General features: G+C 58.1%; 18 protein-coding genes. 4 read left to right on the plus strand and 14 right to left on the minus strand.

All coding sequences use genetic code 11. The features are described from left to right. Window positions 1–4,583 (minus strand): N,N-dimethylformamidase beta subunit family domain-containing protein (locus HFO99_RS22660; protein ID WP_222363961.1); only part of this gene is annotated, 4,583 nt, incomplete at its 3' end. 638 nt (window positions 4,584–5,221) lie between these two features. Between HFO99_RS22660 and HFO99_RS22665 the strand changes: the two genes are divergently transcribed. Both HFO99_RS22665 and HFO99_RS22670 read left to right on the plus strand, forming a co-directional pair. Continuing rightward, window positions 5,222–6,529, plus strand: coding sequence for an exopolysaccharide biosynthesis protein (locus HFO99_RS22665; RefSeq protein ID WP_222335599.1), 1,308 nt, complete (start codon window positions 5,222–5,224; stop codon window positions 6,527–6,529). Between the two features lie 79 nt (window positions 6,530–6,608). Next, window positions 6,609–8,117: an O-antigen translocase gene (locus HFO99_RS22670; protein WP_222363750.1), complete on the plus strand. Its 1,509-nt coding sequence runs from the start codon at window positions 6,609–6,611 to the stop codon at window positions 8,115–8,117. A 73-nt stretch (window positions 8,118–8,190) separates the two neighbouring features. On the opposite strand, the gene HFO99_RS22675 is transcribed toward HFO99_RS22670, so the two are convergent. Genes HFO99_RS22675 through HFO99_RS22700 form a run of 6 tightly spaced genes read right to left on the minus strand, consistent with a single transcriptional unit; the run spans window position 8,191 to window position 13,722 of the window. After that, entirely contained in the window at window positions 8,191–9,408 is a 1,218-nt protein-coding gene (locus tag HFO99_RS22675) for a DegT/DnrJ/EryC1/StrS family aminotransferase (protein ID WP_222363752.1), read from the minus strand. Next, window positions 9,405–10,376 carry an NAD-dependent epimerase/dehydratase family protein gene (locus HFO99_RS22680; RefSeq protein WP_222363754.1) on the minus strand — a complete coding sequence of 324 codons (972 nt, stop codon included), beginning with the start codon at window positions 10,374–10,376 and terminating at the stop codon, window positions 9,405–9,407. The genes HFO99_RS22675 and HFO99_RS22680 overlap by 4 nt, the downstream gene beginning before the upstream one ends. Next, the gene (locus HFO99_RS22685; protein ID WP_222335595.1) at window positions 10,373–11,092 is read right to left on the minus strand and encodes an acyltransferase; all 720 of its coding nucleotides are present in this window, start codon (window positions 11,090–11,092) and stop codon (window positions 10,373–10,375) included. The genes HFO99_RS22680 and HFO99_RS22685 overlap by 4 nt, the downstream gene beginning before the upstream one ends. Beyond that, window positions 11,082–12,185, minus strand: a complete 1,104-nt coding sequence (locus tag HFO99_RS22690) for a DegT/DnrJ/EryC1/StrS family aminotransferase (RefSeq protein WP_222363756.1) — start codon at window positions 12,183–12,185, stop codon at window positions 11,082–11,084. Before HFO99_RS22690 ends, HFO99_RS22685 begins: the two co-directional genes overlap by 11 nt. Continuing rightward, window positions 12,182–13,219: a Gfo/Idh/MocA family protein gene (locus HFO99_RS22695; protein ID WP_112907983.1), complete on the minus strand. Its 1,038-nt coding sequence runs from the start codon at window positions 13,217–13,219 to the stop codon at window positions 12,182–12,184. The genes HFO99_RS22690 and HFO99_RS22695 overlap by 4 nt, the downstream gene beginning before the upstream one ends. After that, window positions 13,216–13,722 (minus strand): acyltransferase, encoded by a 507-nt coding sequence (locus HFO99_RS22700; RefSeq protein WP_222363758.1) that lies wholly within the window; start codon window positions 13,720–13,722, stop codon window positions 13,216–13,218. Before HFO99_RS22700 ends, HFO99_RS22695 begins: the two co-directional genes overlap by 4 nt. A 538-nt stretch (window positions 13,723–14,260) precedes the next feature. Between HFO99_RS22700 and HFO99_RS22705 the strand changes: the two genes are divergently transcribed. Further along, window positions 14,261–15,025 (plus strand): LuxR C-terminal-related transcriptional regulator, encoded by a 765-nt coding sequence (locus HFO99_RS22705; RefSeq protein WP_222363760.1) that lies wholly within the window; start codon window positions 14,261–14,263, stop codon window positions 15,023–15,025. A gap of 227 nt (window positions 15,026–15,252) precedes the next feature. Here HFO99_RS22705 and HFO99_RS22710 read toward each other — a convergent pair whose 3' ends face one another. From HFO99_RS22710 to HFO99_RS22730, 5 genes are all read right to left on the minus strand, one after another. Then, window positions 15,253–16,242: a glycosyltransferase family 2 protein gene (locus HFO99_RS22710; protein ID WP_222252532.1), complete on the minus strand. Its 990-nt coding sequence runs from the start codon at window positions 16,240–16,242 to the stop codon at window positions 15,253–15,255. Between the two features lie 94 nt (window positions 16,243–16,336). Beyond that, window positions 16,337–17,383, minus strand: a complete 1,047-nt coding sequence (locus tag HFO99_RS22715; protein ID WP_315860495.1) for a glycosyltransferase family 8 protein — start codon at window positions 17,381–17,383, stop codon at window positions 16,337–16,339. After that, entirely contained in the window at window positions 17,380–18,432 is a 1,053-nt protein-coding gene (locus tag HFO99_RS22720) for a UDP-glucuronic acid decarboxylase family protein (RefSeq protein WP_222335591.1), read from the minus strand. The genes HFO99_RS22715 and HFO99_RS22720 overlap by 4 nt, the downstream gene beginning before the upstream one ends. A gap of 45 nt (window positions 18,433–18,477) precedes the next feature. Further along, window positions 18,478–19,971, minus strand: a complete 1,494-nt coding sequence (locus tag HFO99_RS22725; protein ID WP_222363963.1) for a sugar transferase — start codon at window positions 19,969–19,971, stop codon at window positions 18,478–18,480. Window positions 19,972–19,978: 7 nt separating this feature from the next. After that, window positions 19,979–20,845: a WecB/TagA/CpsF family glycosyltransferase gene (locus HFO99_RS22730; protein WP_222335589.1), complete on the minus strand. Its 867-nt coding sequence runs from the start codon at window positions 20,843–20,845 to the stop codon at window positions 19,979–19,981. 452 nt (window positions 20,846–21,297) lie between these two features. On the opposite strand from HFO99_RS22730, the gene HFO99_RS33560 reads away from it, so the two are divergent. Next, window positions 21,298–21,423, plus strand: a complete 126-nt coding sequence (locus HFO99_RS33560; RefSeq protein WP_261323285.1) for a hypothetical protein — start codon at window positions 21,298–21,300, stop codon at window positions 21,421–21,423. Window positions 21,424–21,465: 42 nt separating this feature from the next. On the opposite strand, the gene HFO99_RS22735 is transcribed toward HFO99_RS33560, so the two are convergent. Both HFO99_RS22735 and HFO99_RS22740 read right to left on the minus strand, forming a co-directional pair. Continuing rightward, the gene (locus HFO99_RS22735) at window positions 21,466–23,592 is read right to left on the minus strand and encodes a right-handed parallel beta-helix repeat-containing protein (protein WP_222363762.1); all 2,127 of its coding nucleotides are present in this window, start codon (window positions 23,590–23,592) and stop codon (window positions 21,466–21,468) included. Beyond that, window positions 23,589–24,908: an O-antigen ligase family protein gene (locus tag HFO99_RS22740; protein WP_222363764.1), complete on the minus strand. Its 1,320-nt coding sequence runs from the start codon at window positions 24,906–24,908 to the stop codon at window positions 23,589–23,591. Before HFO99_RS22740 ends, HFO99_RS22735 begins: the two co-directional genes overlap by 4 nt. Window positions 24,909–24,948 lie beyond the last annotated feature (40 nt).

Genomic DNA, 24,948 nt, shown 5'->3' on the forward strand with positions numbered 1-24,948 from the left:
GTCGGCGTGCCGGAGAAGGTCCTCGTCGAGGCGTTGAAGCTCAGCCAGGAAGGCAGCGCCGTGCCGTCGGCAGCGGTTGCCGAATAGGCCAGCGTCTCGCCGCTGTCGACATCGGTAAAGGTCGTCGTCGGCAGGACGAAGGAGAAGGCCGAGCCGGTGGTGGCATTCTGGGTCGCCGTCTGGACCGCCAGCACCGGCGCATCGTTGGCGCCATGGACGGTGATCGTCAGGTTTGCCGTGGCCGTGGCGCCGGCGCTGTCGCGCATCGTATAGCTGAAGACATCGCTCAGCGTGTTGGTCGACTGGCGCAGCGCCTGGACAGCGGCATTGCTCTCGTTGACGGCATAGCTATAGGTGCCTGATGCATTGAGCACGAGGCTGCCATAGGTGCCGTTCAGTGCCGAACCGAGCGTGCCCGACGTCGCGCCGAAGACCACTGCAGTGACGGTCTTGGTGTCACCGGCATCCGGATCGGTGTCGTTGGTCAGCACGTTGCCGCTCGCAACCACGCCGCCCGAACCATTGGCCACGCCGCCCTTCTCAGTCGCGTTGCCCGTATCGGCAACCGCCGTCGGCGTCGTGTTTCCGGGAACCGATACGGCGATGTTGAAGCTCTCGTTGGCTGCAAGACCGCCAAGATCGGTAGCCGTCACCTTGACGCCGTAAGTGCCGGCTGCCGTCGGCGTGCCGGAGAAGGTCCTCGTCGAGGCGTTGAAGCTCAGCCAGGAAGGCAGCGCCGTGCCGTCGGCAGCGGTTGCCGAATAGGCCAGCGTCTCGCCGCTGTCGACATCGGTAAAGGTCGTCGTCGGCAGGACGAAGGAGAAGGCCGAGCCGGTGGTGGCATTCTGGGTCGCCGTCTGGACCGCCAGCACCGGCGCATCGTTGGCGCCATGGACGGTGATCGTCAGGTTTGCCGTGGCCGTGGCGCCGGCGCTGTCGCGCATCGTATAGCTGAAGACATCGCTCAGCGTGTTGGTCGACTGGCGCAGCGCCTGGACAGCGGCATTGCTCTCGTTGACGGCATAGCTATAGGTGCCTGATGCATTGAGCACGAGGCTGCCATAGGTGCCGTTCAGTGCCGAACCGAGCGTGCCCGACGTCGCGCCGAAGACCACTGCAGTGACGGTCTTGGTGTCACCGGCATCCGGATCGGTGTCGTTGGTCAGCACGTTGCCGCTCGCAACCACGCCGCCCGAACCATTGGCCACGCCGCCCTTCTCAGTCGCGTTGCCCGTATCGGCAACCGCCGTCGGCGTCGTGTTCGAGCTCGGCGTGGTAAACATCACATCGACCCAATAGTTCGTCGACTGGTATGTGCTCGTTGGCAAGAGGCTGTTGCTGCCATAGCGGTAGACGCCGTTACCGCTGGCCGGCGCCGTGAGCGGACCGCTGGTTACGTTTGAGGTGAAGTAGCCGGTGGTCGATGAATAGTGGCCGACATTCGTATGGTAAGATGCCGTGTATGTTTGTCCGACGGTCAGCGACACCGGGCTGGTGAAATATGCAGTCTGCCAGCCGCTGGCAGTCTCGTTCGTGAAGGTGAGGGTGGCAAGCTGCGTGCCGGTGCTCGACCATAAAGAACCCGTATGCGTGCCCGTATCGAGGTTGCCCTTGTAGAAACGAATGCCGGTGACCGTGCCTGCCACGGAAGTCTGGAATTTGACGCCGAGTTCAACGGCTGAGGTGTCGTTGGTGTTGACGACCGCTGGCGTCGCCGAACCGAAGAGAGAGGTGTAACTCGGCCCGCTGACGGTGACCGTGCGTCCCGCCGAGGGTGTTTCCAGGTTGACGTTATCGTCGACTGCACGGGACCGGATGGTGTACGTCCCCGCGGTCTGCGGCGACCAGGTATAAGTCCAATTCTCATCGCCCGTCGCCGGATGCCAGCTCGCCCCGTTGTCGGTCGAAACCTCGACCGCGGCGATGACTCCGCCTCCCGAATCGGTAGCGGTGCCAGTAATCGTCACTGTGGATCCAACGGTCGCCGTGGCGGGTACCGTGATGACCGAGGTCGGTGCAGTATGGTCTGACGAAGCAGTCCCGGCAGTAAGCCCGGATTGCAGTGTCCCCGGCTGAATGCCCATGTCGGCAAGCAGGTTGACCATTGCCTGCTGCACGCGAGGATCGGTCGCAGTCGCCTCGTTATCGTGATTGTTGCTCAGGCCCCATGTCCAATAGACCGTACCGGCGCCGAACACCAGCGCACCGCTCGGCGCCCGATAGAGCGTCAGATTATGGGTCGCGGTCGCATTGCCTGTCGTGTTTCCATAATCGAGCAAATAGGTGCTGACCGGAAGCGTCGTCGATGACAGCTTGACGAGGCCAGCCGGATCGAAGCCGTTATCGGACGCTTCATCCCATTCGTAACCAAGATAGTTCTTGGTGAGCGTTGCCGTCTGGCCAGGCTGAAGATTGGCGACGCTCGTATTGCGCCAGAAGCGCAGGTTGGCGTCGTCATATCCGACCGTGATCGCGGCGAGATTGCTGCCGACATCGTCGACCTTGAACAACTGTCCGGTCAGTGAGTTTTCCGGGTTTCCGCCGCCGATGGCAGGCGGGCTGAAGCGTGGATCGCGGAAGGTGCCGGTCCATTCACTGGAAGGATCGATGCCGCTGTTGGCCCAGGTCTCCTTGTAGGTGATCAGCGTGCGATAGGGCGTGCCGTCGGCGCTATAGGCATTGCCCCAACGGGTACGCCAATAGACCTCGTTACCGCTCCAGAACATGAGGTTGACGCCCGCATCGCGCGCGGCTTCCACATTGGTTCGCTGTTGACCGGACCAGTATTCGTCGTGCCCGGCATCGATATAGGTCTTGTGATTGAGCAACAGGCTGCCATAGCGGTCGGCGTCGACACCCGACATGTAGGAAACATCATAGCCGTTCTGTTCCAGCCAGTAGATGCCTGCATATTCGGCGCCGAACAGATAGTCCTGCGGCCCGGCATAGGTGCCGACCCCGCCGCGGGTCGCAATCGGTCTGTTGTAACTAACCGCATAGGCGCGACCAGCACCCTGCCCCGTCGCCGGCCCGTTGCCGCCATAGAGGTTTGCGCCACCCCAGCCGTTGTAAGCTTGCCAGGTCTCGTCTGCGGTCTGGAAGACGATGTCGCTTTGGCTGGCATCATCCCGCACGATGAACGGGATCTGATTTTCGCCAGAGGTGCCATCCTGACGCACGAGCTTGGCGATGTAGACGCCCGAGACGGCATCATCAGGTACCGTCCACGACGCCGAGACTGCCCAATTGCCGGCATCCACCGTGCCGGTTGTGGCATTACGCAACGGGTTGGGCTGCGTCTGCAAGCCGGTATGCTGCATGGTCGAGACCTTGCGGGCGCCCATGCCCCCATAATAGCCGAGCCGATAGATGTCGATCCGGTAGTTGGTGGAATTGGTATTGATTTTGAAGCTGACCGTCTTGCCGTTGTCGACGCTGATGTCGGTCGCAAACCCTTCGATGTTGGTGCTGCCGGCACCGACGATGCCCCACTCGCTCTCCGGATTGCCCTGCTTCTGGTTTTCAAGCACGATCGCGTTGCTGGCCGTCGCCGCGGCCGCCAGATTTTGCGTTGTCAGCGACCGCTGTGTAGAAGGCTGCGTAGAGGGTGGAGTCGTCACCGAGCCGGAAAGGGTACCGACACCCTTCGTGGTGGTGCCCTTTCCGGTCTCTCCGCCACCGGGCAAGGATCCGTTCAAGATCGTCGAATCCGTCCACGTTGCGGTCCCGCGCCAGCCCGAGAGCGGGGACAAGTTGCGATCGAGAAGCGGATCGCTGACCGAGGCGCCGATGGCCTTCTTGATCGCCGCCACATAGTCCGGCCCTTCGGTCAGCCTTGTTCCAGGCAACTGACCATCTTGCTGAAGCAAGGCGCCGCCATGGGCCCAATCGAGAATCCGTGTTGGGGACGTATAGTAGCCGCACCCGCACACACCAAAGGGCATACCAAACGCCAGCGCATTTGCTCCAGCATGCTGCCCGGTCGACTGCGCCGATGGCGTCGATTCGAGAATGACGACTTTGCCCGAGGGCGTACGCTCAGCCGCCACCGCAGCAGAACTTTGCCCCGAAGTTGTCGGTGCAGGGCTTTGCGGCAGATACGGAGCCAAAGGATCATCGCCTATGAGGCTCGTTCCAGCGTAGGTGCGATAAAGGGACGATTGAGCTCCGAACGCAATTCCCTTCGCGTTCGGCTGGAAACCTGCAAAACCAGGCGTGTGGGCGGGCAACACAGACGCGGCAGTATCACCGCTTCGCCCCCCCATCTTGCGATTTGTTGCGAGAGCGTCGAGCAAGGGCGGCGATTCGCGGGTGATATTGGCCCGACCGTCCGGGTCGTCGATCACGCTCGCTCTATGTTCAGAGTCATGCTCGTTGAGCGCCGCGTTGTTGTGGGAATTGTCGACATGGCTATCATACTTGTTTCCATCCGCAGTTTGCACGGATGCCGCAAGTTGAGCACTGTCCTCGTGCCTTTCGGCAGGCTTGCGCGGCCTTCCCTTGCCGCCGATGGTCAACCATGCGGGAATCAACGAATCCACCAGGAGTGAGTGCGAGGTCCACCGACGAGCGTTGCGATACATGGCAGGCACCTTCCGCGAGATTATCAGGATCGAATCTATGAGGACCGCTCGATAGGCGGCCCTGAATTGTAGTCGAAAAATGAGAGAGTATCTGCTACGCCTTTCGCTCTACAGGCGGCATCCTTTGGGCAACCGGCCGTGTTGCACGTCCACGTGATGGATAAGACCCGCGAAGATTTGCCGCTTGCTGTGCAAGTCTTGAAGCCGCATAGGCCGTTGAGATGGCGGCGTCTTCGGCCGTCAAGATCTGGCAGGAGAACGCCCTTGTGCTGCACCGCTGGCGCTGCTTCGAGTTGTCGGACGAACGGCGCCGACGCCGGTCAATATCGTCGTCCGGCAAAATTGGCGATGCGAGCATAAAGGCTCTGCCGCGGGGATTGCGGTACTTCGAGGCTAGCGCGGCCGAGGCGATGCCTCTGTGTCGCGCCGAAGATATGTGTTTCTGCTCGATTTAGGCTTAAGCATCCTCCCCACCTCATCAATTGTGATTAGGCAAAGTAAACGACCTCCACCTTCCTCAAGGCTTCTCCAGACTGCACACTAGCGATCTGGTTTCGGGCTTGGCGTCCGGCGTTCGAACAGCGCCTAAGGCATTGGACCAGCGTCCGTTGAAGGATGTTTTGAAGGCGAGACATGTAATGAATCTATCGCACCGTGCCCCTCACCCGTACTTTCGCGCCACGCTTGCCATCAGCGCACTCGTCTTTCTTGCCGGAGCCGTGTCGCCGGCTCTCGCCGATAGCGCCCCGTTGGCTCCGCAAACGAAAATCCGCCTGACGGTCGTCCAATGGATGCCGTCCAAGGGCCAGTTTGAGCGATGGGATGCGATTGGCGGCGAATATACGGTTTCAGATGCAGGTGAAGTCTCCCTGCCCTTTCTGGGGCCGCAGCCGGTTGGACTGGACAATACGAGCCTCACCAACGAGATTGCCAAGCGCCTTCAGGCAAAGATGGGTTTGGCCCAGGCACCTGCGGTGACGATCGACGTTCTCGACTATCCGTCCATTTACGTCGTCGGAGACGTGACAGCGCCCGGACAATATAAATTTCACTCCGGCCTCAGCGTCCTGCAATCCCTGGCCATGAGCGGCGGCCCGTTACGGGCTGCGGCACAGCAGCAATCGGACACGATCAAGCTTGCCGGCGACCTGCGAGAAATCGACCATTCGCTCCTGCGCAGTTCGGCGAAGCTCGCGCGGCTGCAAGCGGAGATGGCCGGCTCGAAGGAGATCGTCTTCGATCAGCCACCCGCTACCGATCAGCAATATGCCGAGAGTATCTACCAGGAGGAGCGGGTCATTTTTCAGGCGCGTGCAAACGCGCTGGACAAGCAGTCGGTGGCCCTCGTCGAATTGCGCAATCTCTTGACGGCAGAAATCGACACACTGGAAGAAAAGCTAAAAGGCTCGGATGACAATATCCAATCGGTCGAAGAGCAACTGACGAGCGTGAAGACGCTGGTCCAGAAGGGCCTCACGATCACCTCACGCCAGATGGATCTGGAACGATTGCTCACCACCTATCGCTCCGACCGGCTCGACCTCGTGACGGCCATCATGCGGGGCCGCCAGGCGATCAACGAGACGACGCGAAATCTCGAAGGACTTTCCGACACTCGCCGCAGCGAGGTCGCTTCAGAGGTGCAGGCGGAAAAGGCCACTCTCGATCAGCTCAAGTTGAAGCGCGACACCACGCAACAACTGCTTCTCGAAGAACTGTCGAACGGCGCTAGGGCGAATAACCGCGGTGAGGACCTGCCGCTGACGTTCATCGTGAGCCGGCGGGACAAGGGACAGGTCAATCAATTCCAGGCCGCCGAAACGACCGAGTTGGTGCCGGGCGACGTGGTCAGGGTAACGCGGGCTCGCAGCGCCGATGCGCTGTCCGAAGACGCCGCTGCGCTGCCTGTTCAGACAGAGGCGCATGTCAGTCAGGTAAGCCGGTGATCCGCAAAATGCATGTGCTGCAATCGAGCCCGCGGCGGGAGATTGAACGCTGGCCCGGGATAAACGGCCAGGGCTTGCGATGACTTTGAGGATGACCCCACCCAGCAGCCCGACCTACACCCAGATCCTCAAATCGACGATGTTGATGGGCGGGTCTTCGCTCGTCAACGTCGCACTCAGCATTGTCAGAAACAAAGCCATGGCGGTTCTGCTTGGGCCCGAAGGCGTGGGACTGATGGGCCTTTACGGGTCGATCCTCGATATCGCCCAGGCGATTGCCGGGCTTGGCGTGGGCAGCAGTGGCGTGCGCCAGATTGCCGAAGCTGCAGGCACCGATGACGCAGAAACGATTGCACGATCAGCAACAGTGCTGCGACGCATATCGGTGGTGCTCGGATTGTTTGGTGCGCTCCTTCTCGCCGCGTTGGCATTCCCGGCCTCACATTTCACTTTCGGCGGCTACCAGCATGCCGGTGGCATTGCATTGCTGTCGCTGGCAATCTTCTTTCGGCTGGTCTCTGCAGGGCAGACTGCATTGATCCAGGGCCTACGCGGCATTGCCGATCTTGCCCGTATCAACGTGCTTGCCGGACTTATCGGCACAGCTGTCAGCATCCCGCTGATCTATTTGTTCGGCCTGCAGGCGATCGCACCGTCCCTCGTGGTGATTGCGGCTGCTTCAATCCTTCCGACCTGGTGGTACAGCCGGCGGATCTGCCCGCATCCCTCGCCAATGCCCGCGCGCCAGTTCGGTCGGGAAGTGTCGGCACTGCTCAGGCTCGGTTTTGTCTTCATGGCAAGCGGGCTTCTGACCTTCGGCGCAGCTTATGCCATCCGCCTTATCGTGCTGAAGGAGGGCGGCGTCATGGCGGCTGGATTGTACCAGGCGGCCTGGGGCCTTGGCGGTCTCTATGCCAGCTTCATCCTGCAGGCGATGGGAACGGATTTTTACCCGCGCCTGACTGCGGCAGCCGAGAACAATGCCGAATGCAATCGGCTGGTCAATGAACAGGCGGAAATCAGCATGCTGCTCGCTGGCCCCGGCCTGCTCGGCACCTTGACGCTTGCGCCGCTCATGATGAGCCTATTCTATTCGGCGGAATTTCAAGGTGCAGTCGATCTTCTGCGCTGGATCTGCCTTGGAATGATGCTGCGGATTATTTCCTGGCCGATGGGTTTCATCGTCGTGGCGAAGCGTACCCAGGCGATTTTCTTCTGGACGGAGGTTGCGGCGGCAGTCGTGCATGTGGGGCTTGCCTGGCTCTTCGTATCGCTGCTCGGTACGCAAGGAGCCGGCATGGCGTTTTTTGGCCTCTATGTCTGGCACAGCATCCTGATCTATGTGATCGTGCGGAAGCTGACCGGTTTTCGCTGGTCCGCCGCCAATCGCAGACACGCGCTGCTTTTCTTGCCCGCATCGGGACTGGTATTCCTGATGTTCTCGATTTTGCCGCTATGGCCGGCGACGGTGATTGGCTTCGTCGCCGTCGCTGTCTGCGGGCTCTATTCGCTGCGCATGCTGATCGACCTGCTTCCGCCGGAGTCCGTACCAGCAACCATCCGCGGATGGATCACGAAATCAGCATAACGAAACAATGCGCGCATCCGGAGCTACGCGCATTGTTTCGTTATGCAAATTGCTACGTCAGGCAAATGCGGGTTCAGGCGACAGCGACATCCATGGCACGTTGCACGCTGGAGGCTCCGACGGTTGCTTCCGCCAAGGCTGCGCGAAGGGCCTCAACAACCCGGTCCAGGTCGGACACGGTCATCTGGGCATAAAGCGGCAGGATTATCGTTTGCTGCTGCGCAGATACACTCCGCATCAGGCTGGTGACAGCGCGGTGGGAGCTCTCATCAGAATAGGCTTTCTCGAGATGAATGTTCATCACCCCGCGCCTGGTCGAGATCCCCTGATCGAGCAAAGCCTGCATGACGGCCCGCTGGTCGACCGTCGCGGCCAGTCTCACACAGAAGCTCTGCCAGTTGCTGCGAGCCCAGCGCGGCTCGGCCGGGAGAGAAATCCCGGCAATCGTCGACAGACGTTCGCAATATTGCTCGGCAAGCAGCCTGCGCTGGGCAACCAACTCCGGCAGCCGCCGCAACTGCTCGCGTCCGACGGCCGCCTGAAGATCGGTCATCCGGTAATTATAACCCAACTCGTCATAGTCTTCGAAGATGACCTGTTTCGAGCCGTGACGAACGGCATCGGTGACGCTCATGCCATGCTGGCGCCAGAGCCGGAACTTCCGGTCATATTCGGGATTGGCCGTCGTCAACATGCCGCCATCGCCTGTCGTGACGACCTTCCTGGGGTGGAAGGAGAAGCAGGCAATGTCGCCATGCGCTTTGCCGATCTTTTCCCAACGGCCGTCCCACAGGATTTCGCTTCCCGTCGCACAGGCTGCATCCTCGATGACCGGTATCTGGTGGCGCTTGCCGATCTCCACGATGGCGCGGAGATCGCAAGGCATGCCGAGTTGATGCACGCAGAGAATTGCCCTGGTGCGGGGCGTGATTGCCTTTTCGATCAGACTGGCGTCGATGTTGTAACCATCTTCTTCAATATCGACGAAAACAGGCACCGCATCGCAGTAGCGAACCGCGTTTGCGGTCGCGATGAAAGAATGGCTGACGGTGACGACTTCATCACCGGCGGATATGCCGACCGCCTTCAGGGCCAGATGCAACGCGGTCGTGCAGTTGGACATGGCGCAAGCATGCGCAGCGCCCACAAAGGCAGCGAATTCACGCTCGAAAGCCGCGACTTCCGGCCCCTGGGTCACCCATCCCGACAGAATAACGCGGCGCGCAGCGTCAGCCTCTTCCTCCCCGAGGACGGGTTTGGCGACCGGAATTGTGGATTGAGATGAGCTCATGCAGCCGCCCCCCCTGCGTTGGTCTGCATTTGCCACCATGCAACGAGATCACGAAGCCCTTGCTCCATAGAGATCTCCGCCTTGAAGCCGAGGAGCCGTTCGGCCTTGCTGATATCGGCAAGGCGACGGGTCACGCCGTTGACCGTGCGGGCCTCTTTGTGCTGCGGTTCGAGTGAGGAACCCATAATGTCGCTCAGCATCTTCGCGAGTTCCAGCAGGCTTATTTCCTTGCCGCTCGCGACGTTGAACACTTCATCCGTGACATCGCTTTTCGCGGCCAGAATGTTTGCGCGGGCGATGTCGCGTGCATCGACAAAGTCCATCGTCTGGCTACCATCCCCATAGATGAGGGGTGGCATTCCGGCCATCAGGCGTTCCATCCAACGGATCAGAACTTCCGTGTAGGCGCCGTAAACGTCCATGCGCGGCCCATAGACGTTGAAATAACGGAGCGCGACATAGCGCAGGCCGTACATCTCCGCAAAGCTACGCATAAGCCCCTCGTTGAATGTTTTCGCCGCGCCGTAGATCGTCCGGTTATTGTACGGATGATGCTCTTCGGTCGTTGGAAAATTCTCGGCAAGCCCCAGAACCGAGGCGGAAGAGGCAGCAACTACTTTCGATACGCCCGCCGTGACGGCGGCTTCGAGAACGTTGAACGTGCCCTCCGCAAGGACATCGAAAGCCAGCCGTGGCTCTTCGGCGCATTGCGTGATTCGGATGGCGGCCTGATGAAAGACGATGTCGACGCCTTCGAAGACTTTTGCCAGAAGCGCTCTGTCGCGGATATCTCCGTCGATAATCCTAACAGCCGCGCTTGATATTGCCGAGCCGAGATTGTCCCGGCGCCCGCGTACGAAATTGTCGAGGACGATGATCTCGCGAGGTTTTTCCAAAGCGACAAGATCGGCAATATGCGAGCCGATCAGACCGGCACCGCCGGTAATGAGCACCCGTTTGTCTCTCATGATCTTCCCTCACGCAACATGTTCGTCATCGGATCATTATCCGAACGCCAACGTATGAATTTCGCAGGTACACCTGCGGCGACTGAGTACGGCTCGACGTCGGAAACGACAACTGCCCCCGCTCCAACGATCGCCCCCTTCCCGATAGTCACCCCGGGAAGAATGGTTGCATTCGTTCCGATATCGGCCTCTGCACAGATTCGTACCGGCTTGATTTCAAGATCCGTGCGAATGATCGGCACATCCAAGGGCAGTGCCGTGTGGGTCGAGCCAAGCACCTTGGCGCCAGGTCCCCACCCGACAGAATCCTCGATCACGAGATCGCGAGCGTCGAAATAGGCCATCGGCCCGATCCAGACATTATCGCCGATCTTGCATCGGCCGTCGAAGCGACCCTGGATATAGGCCTGAGCCCCGATGAACACACCATTGCCGATGTCGAACGTCTCGGGATGTTTGAAACCGGCACCGCCAGCAACCTGCAATCCTGTGCCACAGCTCCGCGTGATGGCTTGCCAGATGGCTTTTCGCATCAGAGTATCGATGACACCGTCACTGATCGCGAAACGACCGTATAGTTCGATCAGGCCAGCGCGCCCGTATGACTGCCTGAGTTCTTCGGCCAGCCCGGCCTGGTAGGCAGGGTCCGCCGGCCTTTCATGACGGCCATGGACCGCTTGCACGATCCGGGCCTCGCCCGCACGATCAGCTGACATAGGTGTTCTCCAGCGCGGCGGCCACCTGGTCGACGTGCCACGCCGGCATCTCGGGATAGATCGGCAGCGAGAGGACCTCCCGTGCGGCAGCTTCCGATATTGGGAAATCGCCAGCCTTGTAACCAAGGTCGGCATGGGCCTTCTGCAGATGAACTGGGATCGGATAGTGCAGCCCGGACTGAATGCCCTCTTCGCTCAGTACGCGCTGAAGCTGGTCGCGATCGCGGCTTCTGATGGCATAGACGTGATAGACGTGGCGCCGGTCGGCGATTTCGACAGGCGTCCTGAGATTCGCCGAACCGCCAAGCAGCAACGAGTAGCGGCGTCCGTGGGCGCGCCGCGCTTCGGTCCAGACTTCGAGATGCCGGAGCTTGATGCTCAGGATCGCACCTTGAATGGCATCCATGCGGTAGTTGAAGCCCTTCAGCAGATGGTAATAACGCTGTTCCTGACCCCAGTCGCGCAACATGCGCATCGTCTTGGCCTGATCGTCGCTGTTCGTGACGACGATACCCCCCTCGCCGCAGGCGCCAAGATTTTTGCCGGGGTAGAAGCTGAAGCAACCGGATGTGCCGATGCTGCCGGCGCGCGCGCCTTTGTATTGCGCTCCGTGCGCCTGGCAGGCGTCCTCGATGACCGGTATCCGGTAGTGGTCAGCAATCGCTTTGATCGCATCCATATCGGCCATCTGACCGTAGAGATGGACGGGAACAATGGCCTTGGTTCGGGGTGTAATCTTTGCCTCGAGCTGCGCCGGATCCATCGTGAGCGTCACGGGCTCGACATCGACGAATACCGGTCGTGCACCTGCGTAGCAGATCGCCGATACGGTTGCGACGAAGGTAAATGGCACGGTGATGACTTCATCGCCGGGGCCGACGCCTGCCGCGAGAAGCGACAGATGCAGGGCACTCGTCCCGGTGTTGACGGCTATCGCATGTTTGACGTTGCAATAGCCCGCGAATTCCTGCTCGAGGCGAGCGACCTCCTCGCCCAGTATGTATTGCCCCGAGGCGAGCACACCGAGCACGGCGGCGTCGATTTCGCTCTTGATGGATTGATATTGTGCTTTGAGGTCCAGGAACGGGATCATGCAATGCGCCTCGCCTCTTCAAGCTCGATGATACGGCCGCGCTGGGCGAGCGACCGGCTTGCGGCTTCAAGGATGCGAACGACCCGCAGTCCGGCCTGGCCATCCGTAATGGGCCGCGAATTTTGCTCGATGCAATCGACGAACTGATCCAGTTCGCGTTTCAACGCCTCGGTCATATCGAGCTTGGGCGCCCACATGTCGCCGCTGCGGTAGCCGACCATCATCTGATGCACCTTCTCGCCATATGCATCGGAATTGGGGCACATGGTGATGCCCTTGTCATAGACCTTGATCTTTTCGCTGGGCTCCAGATCGTCATAGACGATCATCTTGCTGCTGCCGCCGATCAGCGTGCGGCGGACCTTGACCGGGGCCAGCCAATTGACGTGGATATGTGCGATGAGCTTGCTCTCGAAGAAAAGCGTCAGATAGGCGATGTTCTCCGGCTCGCCGAGCACATGGCTCATGCCCGTCGCAGAAACGGCGACCGGCCTTTCCTGCACAACATGGTCCAGGATGGAGAGATCATGCACCGCGAGGTCCCAGATGACGCTGACATCGTGCTGGAAGAGCCCCAGATTGACCCGAACCGAGTCGTAGTAATACATGTCGCCGAGGCCGCTTTCGACTAGTTCGCGCATCTTGCGGACGGCGCCGGTATGCACGAAAGTATGATCCACGGCCAGCACGAGGCGTCTGCGCGCGGCTTCTTCGACCATCCGCGAGGCTTCGTCCGTCGTCGAAGCCATCGGCTTTTCAACGAAGACATGCTTTCCGGCCATCATAGCCTGCATAGCGAGCTTGAAATGGGTGAAGACCGGCGTCGCGATAGCGATGGCATCCACTCTCGGATCGCGCAGAACTTCCTCGAAATCATCGGTGATCGTCACTGCGGGGTAGCGGCTTTTGACAGCCGCCAACCGTTCGACATTGAGATCACAGACTGAAATGAGCTGCGCGCCGGCCGCTTCCGAGATGTTACGAACCAGATTCGGACCCCAGTACCCATACCCAACAACGGCGATACCGATCATTGCACTTCTCCCAACGCTTGCATGTTGACTGATCGGTCATGAACGCGACCGATGATCCTGGCCGGAACGCCGACAACAATGGCGCCGTCAGGCACATCCTTGGTTACAACCGAGCCGGCGCCGACCTGTGCGGCTTCTCCGATGATGACGCCAGGCAGAATGGTGGCGTTGCTGCCAATCGACGCGTGGCGCTTGACCAGAGTAGGGATGACAGCCCAGTCGGTTTCGGTCTGCAGGCTGCCATCCGAATTGACGGCGCGCGGGTACATGTCGTTTGTAAACATGACCCCGTGGCCTATGAACACGCCGTCTTCCAGCGTCACGCCCTCACAGAGGAAGGAATGGCTGGAGATCTTACAGTCTTCTCCGACGATGACATTCTTCTGAATCTCGACGAAGGTGCCGATGCGGGTTCCTGCGCCGATCGTGCAGCCGTAGAGATTCACAAGATCTCGATGGTGAATGACGCTGCCGTCACCCAGCTTGACGTTTGATGCAATCATCCCTGCAAACTCCTAACTCATAACAGGCCCGATTTTCAGTTAAACAAAGGTCGATTGCGTCCAATGTTACCCAGGACAAATACTTCCCTCCATTCCAAAGAGAATTGTTTTCTTCATCTGAGTAAAGAAACAAATCGTTTAAGCTTATCCGCCGAAAGGCGTATCTACTTACGACGACTTACCCCCTGGTTTATGCCCCTGTCCAACATTGGTGGCGGGGCACCTCTCGCACTCGTCGGCTGGCGTACGCCGGAGACAGCGATTGTTTCCATGCATTTAGGGGTTCATTGCCAAACGGCGGCGCAACAACAGAGACTATCCCGCAATCGTTCTAGTAAGACCTAGGTCTATACTCAGGCTTATCTTCACTTTCTTATCCAATTATAGAAGTTGTGTAGTACTTAACCTATATTAGCTACTGCAACGCCCGGCGAATTGTGGTAATCCATTCCTCCTTTAGAGTTTCCTAAACCCCCGTATGGAGAGGGGTCGGTACTCGGGCCGTAGTGGCGTAACGTGTTATAGGGAGGGTGAAGCTGTGAATTCAGCACTGATACCGAATCTAGACCGCAGGCAGGAAAACATCTCTCTTCCTCTTAAGATAGACAATAACGCGCACACACCTGTCTTGTCGGCAAGGCAAACGCATTCGCTTGTCATTCTCGATAATCGTGAACTTGATAGGCAATGCTTGGCGCAATGCATGGCTGCTCAAAAGGCGGATTTGCAGATACTGGCATTTGGATCAATTGAGGAATGGAAGCAGAAGCGCGATGAACATCCTCCGCTTTCGGCAATCCTCTTGAACGTCGGCGGCAAAAAGATCGATGAACCGGCCGTTTCGGAGCAAATCCGCAAGCTTGCGTCGGAATTTACATCAACGCCACTCATCGTATTGGCTGATAGCGACGATTTCGGCCAAATCGTCAGGGCGCTTGAGTACGGAGCCAAAGGGTTCATACCCGCCTCAGTCAGCGTCAGTGTGTGTATGGAGCTGATCGCGCTGTCAGTGGCAGGAGGAATTTTTGTGCCTGCAAGCGCCCTGTTCGCCATGCGTCACTTGCTGGACTCGAGCAATTCGGCCGCCCGCCCGCTCTCCGGCATATTCACGGATCGTCAGGTCGAAGTCGTCGAGGCGCTCCGACGCGGAAAGGCGAACAAAATTATCGCCTATGAGCTCAATCTGCGAGAAAGCACGGTAAAGGTGCATGTTCGCAATATTATGAAGAAAGTCAAAGCAACGAACAGAACGGAAGTCGTGTTCAAGCTCAACGACTTATGTCAAACCGGTTTTCCGGCATGACCGTGGATAGGGCGTCGGCCTGATGCTTGTTGGGGCAAATCTTTTCGTATCTTGGAACCACGGTCTTGCTCAAATCACCCCGGTGGCGCGAATGCGTCACCGGGGTTTTTGATATCGGGCGATCTATTATGCTTCCCGCGATCTTGGCGTGAGCAGCGATCGGGCGCCCAATCACGGACTGCTTTTCCCGTCTTTGCGGGGAACTAACCCGGCCCGGTCCTGCCTATTCATGCTGCAGCTCTTCGCCGCATAGAATTCAAGGCGTACCAGTACTTTGGACCGATGGTTTGCTTGCAGACCAACTTGATCCAGGGCAATGAATTTCGCACATCAGGAGAAACCTCGAGAGCAAAACGCTGAATAGCCACGGCTGTGGGAACATCGAAATTATTAAATGCCATGCCCGCCAGCCGAAGCGCCTCTTTCCCTAGATCCCTGGCAAGAAAACGTCTTAATTTCTCATCTTTTCTGAGGCTTTCCGCGCCTTGGCGAAATAGAATATCGAAAGCTTGCTTTCGTTGCCGGAGGTCGGGAAGGATACTTTGTCCATAGTATTGTAGCGACATGTTCGAGGCATGTCTGCGGTATACTGCTTGGTCTTCGTTGATGTAGCCTACTCCAGCATGTGATGCGAGCCGCAGCCACATCTCCATATCGCCGGCATGCGGCAGTTCCTTATGATAGCCGCCGACCTGTTTTTGCAGTGTCGTTCTCACGACGGCCGTCGGTGTCGGAACCAGGTTGTTTGCTCCACTCAACCGTATGAATTGCGGACCGGACAAGACCTGCATCGGAGGCACACTATTGTCGCCGAGAGGATCGACGCGCTTACTGACGCCACCCGGCTCAGCTATGAGCGCGTTTCCGAACGTAAACCCCACATGCGGATGATTGCGCATCAGCTCGGAAGCGCGCCCCAGCGCGCCCGGCAAGAGATAATCATCCGCAGAGAGAAGCAGGAACAAGTCGCCGCCCGCCCACTCGATTCCCCCATTATAGGTGGCGATGTGGCCCTTGTTTGCAGTGTGCCGCCGATAGGTGACCCGTTTGTCCCGGGATGCCAGGGCCATTCCGATTTCCGGCGTATTGTCTGGCGAGCAGTCATCCAGAATAAGCACGCGCACATCGACGCCTGCTTGTGAAAGAACACTACCAACACATTCCTCAAGAAAATGAGCGTAGTTGTAGCAGGGAATGACGACATCAACGCGTTGCAACCTTGTTCCTCCGCAGGCAATCGTTTCGTTCGGAGCATTTGATGGAACCCGAACTCGGCTTCGTTTTACTCTTATGCGTTCTTCGCTCCACGATTCACTGGCGCGGTGTCGATGCGTGCGCACGCATAGTCGATTTCGCGCGGGACCATGCCGCTCTCAACAAGGCGGATCTGGCAAGCAACCGCGAGCCTGCACGCTTCAGGCCACTCTGAACGCGCGCCCAACGGGTAAGCGCAAAACGGGTCCGGGACCGAAACGTATCGTAGAAGGCGACGTTCGGGCTCAAGCTTCCTGATTTCCAGGGCTTCACGTTGGTCACGAAATGAACGATTGCGAGCTTCTGCTCGAGCGCGATGCGGGCGATCGCCTGCGTTGGCTCGAACTGAAAATTCCAGGCACGGTCCAGGATCTTCCACTTTCCGTCGCAGGCAAAGTTAAGAGCGTCCTGATCCGAATATTCCGTCGTCGGAAAGCGGTCGAGATAGTCCAGAGATCGTTCCGATATTCGCTCGTTTCGCCATTTTTCAAGGTCGATAAGGAGAATGCCGGCGTTGAAATAACGTTCGACCCGAGGGCCGCCGGTTGCACCTGGTCCGTTGCGCACAACATTGTCCAGCCAGTAATCCGGCACGGCGCCGATCACTGCCTCGCCAAGATCGATATTCCACAGCTGTTCAAGCGCAGTCAGGACCAGGATGTCGCCATCCAGATACAGAACCCGATTGCAGGTCTGCGGAAGGAACTGCGGCAAAAGGAGTCTCGCGAAGGTCATCCTCGAAACGCCAGGACGAGTGGAAAATCCGCTTGCGAAGGACAATGTGGCGATGGGATGCCACTGAATGACTGCAGAATTTGCGGGCAGAGAATCAAAGATCAGTCGCTTTGTTTCTTCGCCTATTCCCTCATGAACGACATGGATATTCAAGGGCCATGCGCTTCTGTTATTCTCGGCGACCGATCTAAGGGCGGTCGCCAAGGGAACGGCGTAGGCCGCATCGACCGCAAAGACGATGGGCCCCAACCGCTGTGTTGCACCCGCAGGGACGGCTCCTGTTCGTATGCTATGCACATTCATGTTTCCGGCACCATCCCATCGAAAGAACACGAGCTTCGACTTGCAATGATCGACGTTGTTGTTCACGGCCCGATTGCTACGGCTTCCTGAACGGGAAGGGCGACGGCCGGGGTAGGCAGATGGGTGTAGGCCGTTCGCGAGGACTGGACGCCAAGCGTGCTCTTCACTCCGCCAGAAAGCTTCCACTCGAAATACGCGATCGTTTTCTCGAGCCCCTGTCGCAGGTTCACTGTCGGCTGCCAGCCCAGGTCCTGCTTTGCGCGGCTGATGTCGGGCTTGCGCTGCGTCGGATCGTCAATCGGCAGAGGCTTGTAAACGATGCTTGATTTCGATCCCGTCATCTCGATGACCATTTCGGCCAGTTCCCGGACCTGGAATTCTCCTGGGTTACCGAGATTGATCGGACCTGTAACGCCAGCCGGCGCCCCCATCAGGCGGATGAAGCCCTCAATCAGATCGTCTACATAGCAGAAGGAGCGCGTTTGCGTGCCGTTGCCGAAGATGGTGATCGGCTCGTTTTGAAGCGCCTGAACGATGAAATTGGAGACGACGCGACCGTCATTGGTCTGCATGCGCGGCCCGTAAGTATTGAAGATGCGGGCTACGCGGATTTCCACGCCATATTGACGATGGTAATCGAAGAACAATGTTTCGGCACACCGCTTGCCTTCGTCATAACATGCCCGCGGCCCTATGGGATTGACGCTGCCTCGATATTCCTCGGGCTGAGGGTGGACTGCCGGATCGCCATAAACTTCGCTCGTGGATGCCTGGAAGATCTTCGCCCTGGTGCGTTTTGCCAAGCCGAGCATATTGATGGCCCCGTGCACATTGGTCTTCACGGTCTGTACGGGGTCGTGCTGATAGTGGACCGGAGACGCCGGACAGGCGAGGTTGTAGATCTCGTCGACCTCCACATAGAGCGGGAAGGTAATGTCATGGCGGAGCACCTCAAAGCGAGGATCGTCAAGAAGATGCAGCACATTGTCGCGCGAACCGGTGTAGTAATTGTCCACGCAGAGGACGTCATTGCCCTCTCGCAGAAGCCTTTCGCACAAGAATGATCCCAGAAAGCCGGTGCCGCCGGTTACCATAATTCGCTTTTGTCCGTGCATTGGTGTGCTCCGTTGTTGACGGTTGCCTCGCGAAATCGAGGATGGTCAGTAGGCTCCCCTGCGCTTGAAGACCGCAGGGATTGTGCTGAGAAGAATTTGGCAGTCAAACCACAGCGACCGGTTGTCGATGTAGAACTCGTCGAGTTGCTGCTGCAGCTCGATATCCGCATTGCTTCGTTCGGATATTTGCCAAAGGCCCGTGAGCCCCGGCGTGACGGAACGGCGCTTGTTTCGAAATTCGCCGTCCATAGCCAGGAGGTGATATTCCGGGAACGGACGCGGCCCGACGATGGCCATCTGGCCGGAAATGATGTTTGCCAATTGCGGGAGCTCATCGATGCTCGAAGAGCGCAGCATATGTCCTATAACCGGAAGGATGCGCGGATCGTCCTTGAGCTTGAAGTGGCTCAACCACTCGGCGCGCATGGTAGGATTGTCTCGGAACAGTGCTTCAAGGCGCTGTTCTGCATCTTGGTACATCGTCCTCAATTTCAGGACGTGCACCGGCTTGCCGGATCGCCCTTCCCTAGTATGCCGGAAGAAGACGGGACCTGGATCGATGGCATAGATTGCGGCCGCTGCAAACGCGATGAATGGCGCGACCACGATCATTGCAGGGATGGCGATTGCGAGATCGAGGATTCGGCGAACCGGATCCGAGTTGACCCAACTCCCACCGGTGGTGAGGCGAATACCGATCTCTCCGCCAACATCCGCAGGTCGCAATCCGCTTACCTTGAGGCTCGGCGTGTCGGACAGCAAAATGACTTCGGCGAACTTCCGACGCAGCGCCGCCAAGTCGGGTACAAGCGAGCCTGTGTCACCCGCAATCACGGCAATGGATAGCACGCCATCGGGCAATGCCTCCAAAGTATCGGGGGAAAAGGGCTCCGGCCTGATGCCATACTGCCAGTGGTTCTTGAAATGGGCCACGAGAGCGGGAGTAAGGTTGCACCCCCCTATGACAACCGCACGCTCGCCCCACATTCCAAGTTTCCAGCACAGGCCTCGTGCCAGCCAATGCACAAATGGCTGAACAATCAGCCCGAGAGCGAGGAACCCAATAACGGCAAGCAGCAGTCGTTCCCCCTCGGGCAGGATAATTGCTCCGAATGCCGCCAGAACAGCCACCTTGGCGGCAGCTATGGTGCGCCGCCGTAGATGTTCGTGATCATGTAACCGATATCCGGGATAGAGGCCGGCCGATGCGTAGAGAACAATCGCAGCAAGCGCTGCGATCGTGAAGGTGCGCTCCACTATCGCGCCCTCCGAACCACTGGGGAGAAAGGACAGGAGAGCAAAATAAGCAATCAAATAGCTTGCGATGTCGCCGCCGATCAGGAAGGACGAGGTTGCAAACCGATGAAGCCCGCGCCGTAGTGCGACGGGCATATTCGGCCCTGCCCGCACAAAGGGATCGGTGGGCTTAGCTGCTATGGGTGGCACGGAACCTGCCGGAATCGCCCGCGCCGCCATGTCATTCGATGTGGCTGCCTTCGACGGACCCGGTGTCATTGCTGGCGACGCAAATAAGGACATGATGGCTTTACACCTTTGCAGCTGCTGCTTTTGGCGCGCTTGATCCAAAAACCGCGTCTTCGATCGGAAACTTCCGAAGCCCCAGTCTCTGGAATGCCGTCAGTGAGATGAAGGTCGGCACGACGAGCGCATAGCGCCGCCATAGCCGTCGCGGCTCGCATAAAAGACGAAACGCCCATTCGAAGCCGCTTCTTTGAATGAACCTTGGAGCCTGCCGCTTGAGGCCGGCGTGGAAATCGAATGCGGCTCCGACACCGATGAGCATCGATGCTTCCAGACTATCGCGCATGCGCGCCATCCAGAGTTCCTGCTTGGGACTGCTCAGCCCGACCCAGATGATATCGGCGCCCGACCGATTAAGCCGGTCAGCAATATCCGTTTCCTCCTGCGTCGACAGTTTGCGAAAAGGCGGTGCATAGGAGCCGACGATCCGTGCTTGCGGAAATTTTGCCAGAAGGCGCGCCTGCAGTTGTTCGAGCGTTTCGGCCGTTGCACCATAAAGGAAGTGGCGCAAGCCCCTGGAGCTGCCGGCATCGAAAACGGATAGCATGAGATCCGGTCCATAGACCCTGTCGCTTTCGGCATGACCAGCACGCTTCAATGCCCAAACGAGCGGCATGCCGTCGGGAGTTACGAGGAAAGCCCGGTTATGTATCGACCGAAGCTCGGGATCATCTTGACAGCGGACGATGCCGTGTGCGTCGCGAACGCAAACATATTCCTTCCTGCCGTCTTCGATCGCCTTTTGAATAAATCCAGTCGCGCTTTTGAGATTGACTGCCGAAACGCGAACACCAAGGACATTCGTCCATTCAAAGGAACCCTTTGGATGAAGAACTGAAGTTTGGCTGCTGCCTGCTGGTTGCTTTCCCATGACCTACGCTTTCGCGATCGAAACTATCATCAGAATATCCCGGCAGGCCGATTGCCTCCATACTTGCAGCTCCAGCTATTGGACGTAGAAGAGATTTCATATTTACGTCTTATGCCACGATGACGTACAATATTCGAAGTAAGTCTATGTACCCCACAGCTTACCCTGCTGCTCTTTTTGATGACTGTTGGCCCGAAATGGCGCTTCGACCCACGCAGAGCCGCAGAAGCTATTCACTCTAGCGTGATCAAAGCTAGTGAGGTTTGAGCGCAAACAAAGCCGGAAAGAGAGAGTTCAGGGAATTCCTGTGTACCCCTGAGCAGGTGGAACACTTGAGCCTGGCAGGATCTCCGAATGGATCTGGCCGCGGCTTCGCCTGAACGGTCGAAAGGCCTCACCTTGAGGCGATCGATCATTCGACGGCTCGGCGGAAGCCTCGCGCAGGATGCGAGTTGGGCAAGGGCTGGAATTTCGCTTTGAAATCGGCGCGCCACGCTCATCTCGTCACCGTTCCTGCCTGCGGCAGCTACCAGCAGCGCGTGCACGCCATGATTGAAGGGCGTTATAAGTCGCTATAGCTGCGGACTTTATCGTAGCAGAACACGTCGCGGCGCCTTTTGTTACTCGGGCGGCATGACTACGCTTCCGGTGTCCTCCCCAGCCTTCTGAAGATCTCCTAGACTGCCAAATTCTCCCGGACGCATAATCTCCGGATGTACCCTGAAGCTCTTGTCGTTCAAGTTGCCGCTGTAGCGGTTGCGCGCGAATTGCACAAATCCAAGCCCAAGATCGGGAGCGTTGACATACGCTACAATGCCGCTGTCACTGTCAACCGATACAGCATTCTCCTCAATACGATTAGGGCGTGCCCATGGCGGACGCCAACCCCTGCCGGTACCGTCATCAACGCGAAAAGCCGCGCCCGATCCGTGTGTGATGACGTTTCCCGCCACCAGGTTGCTCCAACCGCCGTTGATACCGATCGCCGCGACGTTGCCCGAGAGCGTATTTCCCTCGATACGCAGCCCGCTCGCCTTCCCATCCGTATAGATCGCCCAGCTGATGGGCGACGGCCATTCGCTGGTATTCTCATATCCGGGAGGCCAGAACGTCCCATCGACCCTGTTCATGAGATGACCGGTCCCGGTCACCAGATTGGAGCGGATGGTGCTGTTGAGAGGATCGGCCTGCTCGCCCATCATCTTGATGGCGCCGCCATCTGCCGTCTGCTGATTGGCATTATGGATCACGTTGTGCTCGATGACAGCGTTATAGACGGCGTCGTTAGAACCCCATAACGAACCGCCGGCGATTCCGAACTGCGCCGTGTTTTCGATCAGGTTGTCGGCGATTCTGACATTGTCAGCCGCCTGGAACCATATTCCTGCGGTTTCAATGTAAACCTTTCCGATGTCATGGATATGGTTTGAAAGGATCCTGGAGCCGTTCGACTTGCCGAACGTGCCATAATTTGTGCCGACGTAAATCCCGTTGCCAGCCACATCCGCAATCACGTTGCCGGCAATCAACGCATCCTTGCTTTCCGTCACATGGACCCCGACGCCGACATTTTCGATGCTGTTGCCGAGAATCTCAACGCCATCAGCGTGTTCGATGCGTATGGCGCCAAATCCTCTGGTTTCCGTATAGAACTTGCCGCTGCCTTCAGGAGCCCCATCTCTAAACTCGAGCCCTGATACAATCATCCCATCAGCCCCATCCAATTTGAAGAATGTCGGCAGGATGCCAGCAACGACGACGGAATTGGGTAACGACTGATCGACAGGGATATAATGAAGCTGGCCCGCGACAAGGTCGTACCACCACTCTCCGGGAGCATCGAGCAAGGCCTTGGCTCCGGTTAGGAAATAGCGGCTGCCTTCTGCGGTAAAGAAATAGCCTGTGCCTTTCGTATAGACAGTCCGGCCGGTGCCATCGATGGATACAACTGGGAGTGTATCATTTCCCCACTGGCTTCCCGGTTGATACCCCCCAACGATGTCCACGACCAGCCCACTTGTATCACCCATTGCCGGAAGATCGCCGGCATGGAAACAAAAACGCGTGTTTCCTTCCCGCGCGTCGATGGCAGGCTCGCACTTTGCGGCAAACAACCATCCCTTGCGTGGATCGCCATCAGCCGGAGCGTTGGGATATCGAGCCGGAGTTTGGCGTTTCCCATTGACGAAAAGGCCACCAACCCCTTCATCCGGTGGCAATTTCAGCGGCGCCGTCCAGCGACCATCGGCCTGCTGCGCCCAATTGCGCACGCGTAGCCCCCCATGCAAAATCGGCGCTTCATTGCATCTTGCCGTGAGGATCAAGCCCCTATCGCGGGCGTCAAAGACGATCGGCTGAGTAAGGTAGTAATCGCCTTTACCCAGCGCGATTGTGTTGGTGCCGCCCTTCTCACGGGCAGCATCACGGGCTCTTTCAATGCTGCCGAAAGGGCCGTCGCCGCCCTGCTGATTTGCTGTCGGAAGGAGGCCACTCCAGGTGTCTTTGCCATCGGGAGAAACGTAGAATATCGTCCGCGCCCCAGCGCTGCTGTTCAATACGTCGCTTAAAGAAGTCCCATTCAACTTGGCGGAGAAAGTCGCGGGAGCTTCCGCGCAAGTCGCCTCCCTGACGAGCATTTGCAAGCGCTCAGGCGCATCTATCTCTGTCCCGGCTGGAGCCGGATTACCGGACTGCGGAAAGAGCATGACAGGCAAAATGCTCAGGATCAGTTCAAAACGCCGCCTCATGATATCTGCAACCCGCTCGCAAGGCCACGCGAGGGCGCCTGCCAATGCGGCAAACGGCTGATCGATACAACGGGCGCGTACAGCGAAAACATGATGATGGCTGCGGTAAACAGGATGAAGATGGTGTCATTCTGAGCGAAAAAAATACTCTCGGTCAGATTCATCACCAGAATCATGATCGTCAGGACATTGAGCCAGAGCCACCCGTACTGCGGGTCATGACAATGAAGGGTCGCGCCCTGGCGGATTGCGTGGAGAAGCAGCAGAACAAACGGAATCATTCCCATTATTCCAAAGCTCAACAAGATATCGCGGTATCCATTATGCGCGTGAGGCGCCGCCCATCCGATCTTTTGCCACATGCGCGTCGCTTCGGGGTTCGCGGTTGTCCAGAAAGCCTGGTAACCGTAGCCAAACATCCAACGATCGGATATTTCGCGATCGACCAGCTCCCACAATGGCACCCGACCCGTCAGAGTCGCGTCCTTGCCCAGCGCTTCAAGGGCCGGAACCAGGAATTCGTGAAGCGAAATCAGAATGCCGAGAGACAGCTGAACAAAAAACAGAACGATGATGACGCGGCCAATGCTGCTGCTTCTTTGCAGGAGGGAATAAAAGCCGATCAGGCAATACGCCACTGACGTGGCAATAATCGCGGTCATCGATCCAGAGCTTGCAAGGCAGATCACACCCGCGGCCAACAAGATGAACGCGGTTCGCCGCAGGCCGAGCGTCCCGTCGATCAGCACGGCCGTTGCCACCAAGATCATCAGAGACGCGTACCAGCCCAGGACGTTCTTGTGAATGAAAATGCCTCGCATAGTACCATCCGGCATACTGGCGAGGCTTGGTGACACGACTGACATAATCACACTGAGGACGATACAGGCTCCCAGGGTCACAAATATCAGGAACAGCAGCTGCCTTGGCGTGAAACGTATCGCCAGGACATAGGAAAGAAGCACGCAAAACAAAAGGCCGATTGCACGCCTCAAGGTCGTTGGAGGTCCTATTGACCACAGGGTGGACAGAAACGGCAGGACAAGGATCGCGGGAACAATAAGATTTCGCCTGAGCGCCGTTAGAAATTGCGGAAAATTGCGTATCAAGATCACGATTGTAAATACATATACGGGAAAGCAAGGAAGACGCAGTATAGATCTGGCAGATTCGCTGAGCGCTCCATCCGCATCTGCCAGGATAAGCGGCAGCAACGCGCCTGCCTGAAAGAAAAGGGATATGCCGGCGCCCCAGCATTCTATGGCCCGCCAACTGATGGTTGGTCCGCTGGCAGTCCCGAGGCTATCTACTCTCATTATCCGTCCCGACTGACTTGAAAAGACAAGCGACTGTTGA

The organism is Rhizobium leguminosarum (genome assembly GCF_019798305.1).
GTDB classification, from domain to species: domain Bacteria; phylum Pseudomonadota; class Alphaproteobacteria; order Rhizobiales; family Rhizobiaceae; genus Rhizobium; species Rhizobium leguminosarum_U.

Coding starts and splice junctions, on each gene's coding strand:
- HFO99_RS22735 (WP_222363762.1), bottom strand. CDS start 23,592: ATGAGGCGGCGTTTTGAACTGATCCTGAGCATTTTGCCTGTCATGCTC.
- HFO99_RS22695 (WP_112907983.1), bottom strand. CDS start 13,219: ATGATCGGTATCGCCGTTGTTGGGTATGGGTACTGGGGTCCGAATCTG.
- HFO99_RS22725 (WP_222363963.1), bottom strand. CDS start 19,971: ATGTCCTTATTTGCGTCGCCAGCAATGACACCGGGTCCGTCGAAGGCA.
- HFO99_RS22700 (WP_222363758.1), bottom strand. CDS start 13,722: ATGATTGCATCAAACGTCAAGCTGGGTGACGGCAGCGTCATTCACCAT.
- HFO99_RS22720 (WP_222335591.1), bottom strand. CDS start 18,432: ATGCACGGACAAAAGCGAATTATGGTAACCGGCGGCACCGGCTTTCTG.
- HFO99_RS22740 (WP_222363764.1), bottom strand. CDS start 24,908: ATGAGAGTAGATAGCCTCGGGACTGCCAGCGGACCAACCATCAGTTGG.
- HFO99_RS22730 (WP_222335589.1), bottom strand. CDS start 20,845: ATGGGAAAGCAACCAGCAGGCAGCAGCCAAACTTCAGTTCTTCATCCA.
- HFO99_RS22665 (WP_222335599.1), top strand. CDS start 5,222: ATGAATCTATCGCACCGTGCCCCTCACCCGTACTTTCGCGCCACGCTT.
- HFO99_RS22670 (WP_222363750.1), top strand. CDS start 6,609: ATGACTTTGAGGATGACCCCACCCAGCAGCCCGACCTACACCCAGATC.
- HFO99_RS22685 (WP_222335595.1), bottom strand. CDS start 11,092: ATGTCAGCTGATCGTGCGGGCGAGGCCCGGATCGTGCAAGCGGTCCAT.
- HFO99_RS22690 (WP_222363756.1), bottom strand. CDS start 12,185: ATGATCCCGTTCCTGGACCTCAAAGCACAATATCAATCCATCAAGAGC.
- HFO99_RS22675 (WP_222363752.1), bottom strand. CDS start 9,408: ATGAGCTCATCTCAATCCACAATTCCGGTCGCCAAACCCGTCCTCGGG.
- HFO99_RS22680 (WP_222363754.1), bottom strand. CDS start 10,376: ATGAGAGACAAACGGGTGCTCATTACCGGCGGTGCCGGTCTGATCGGC.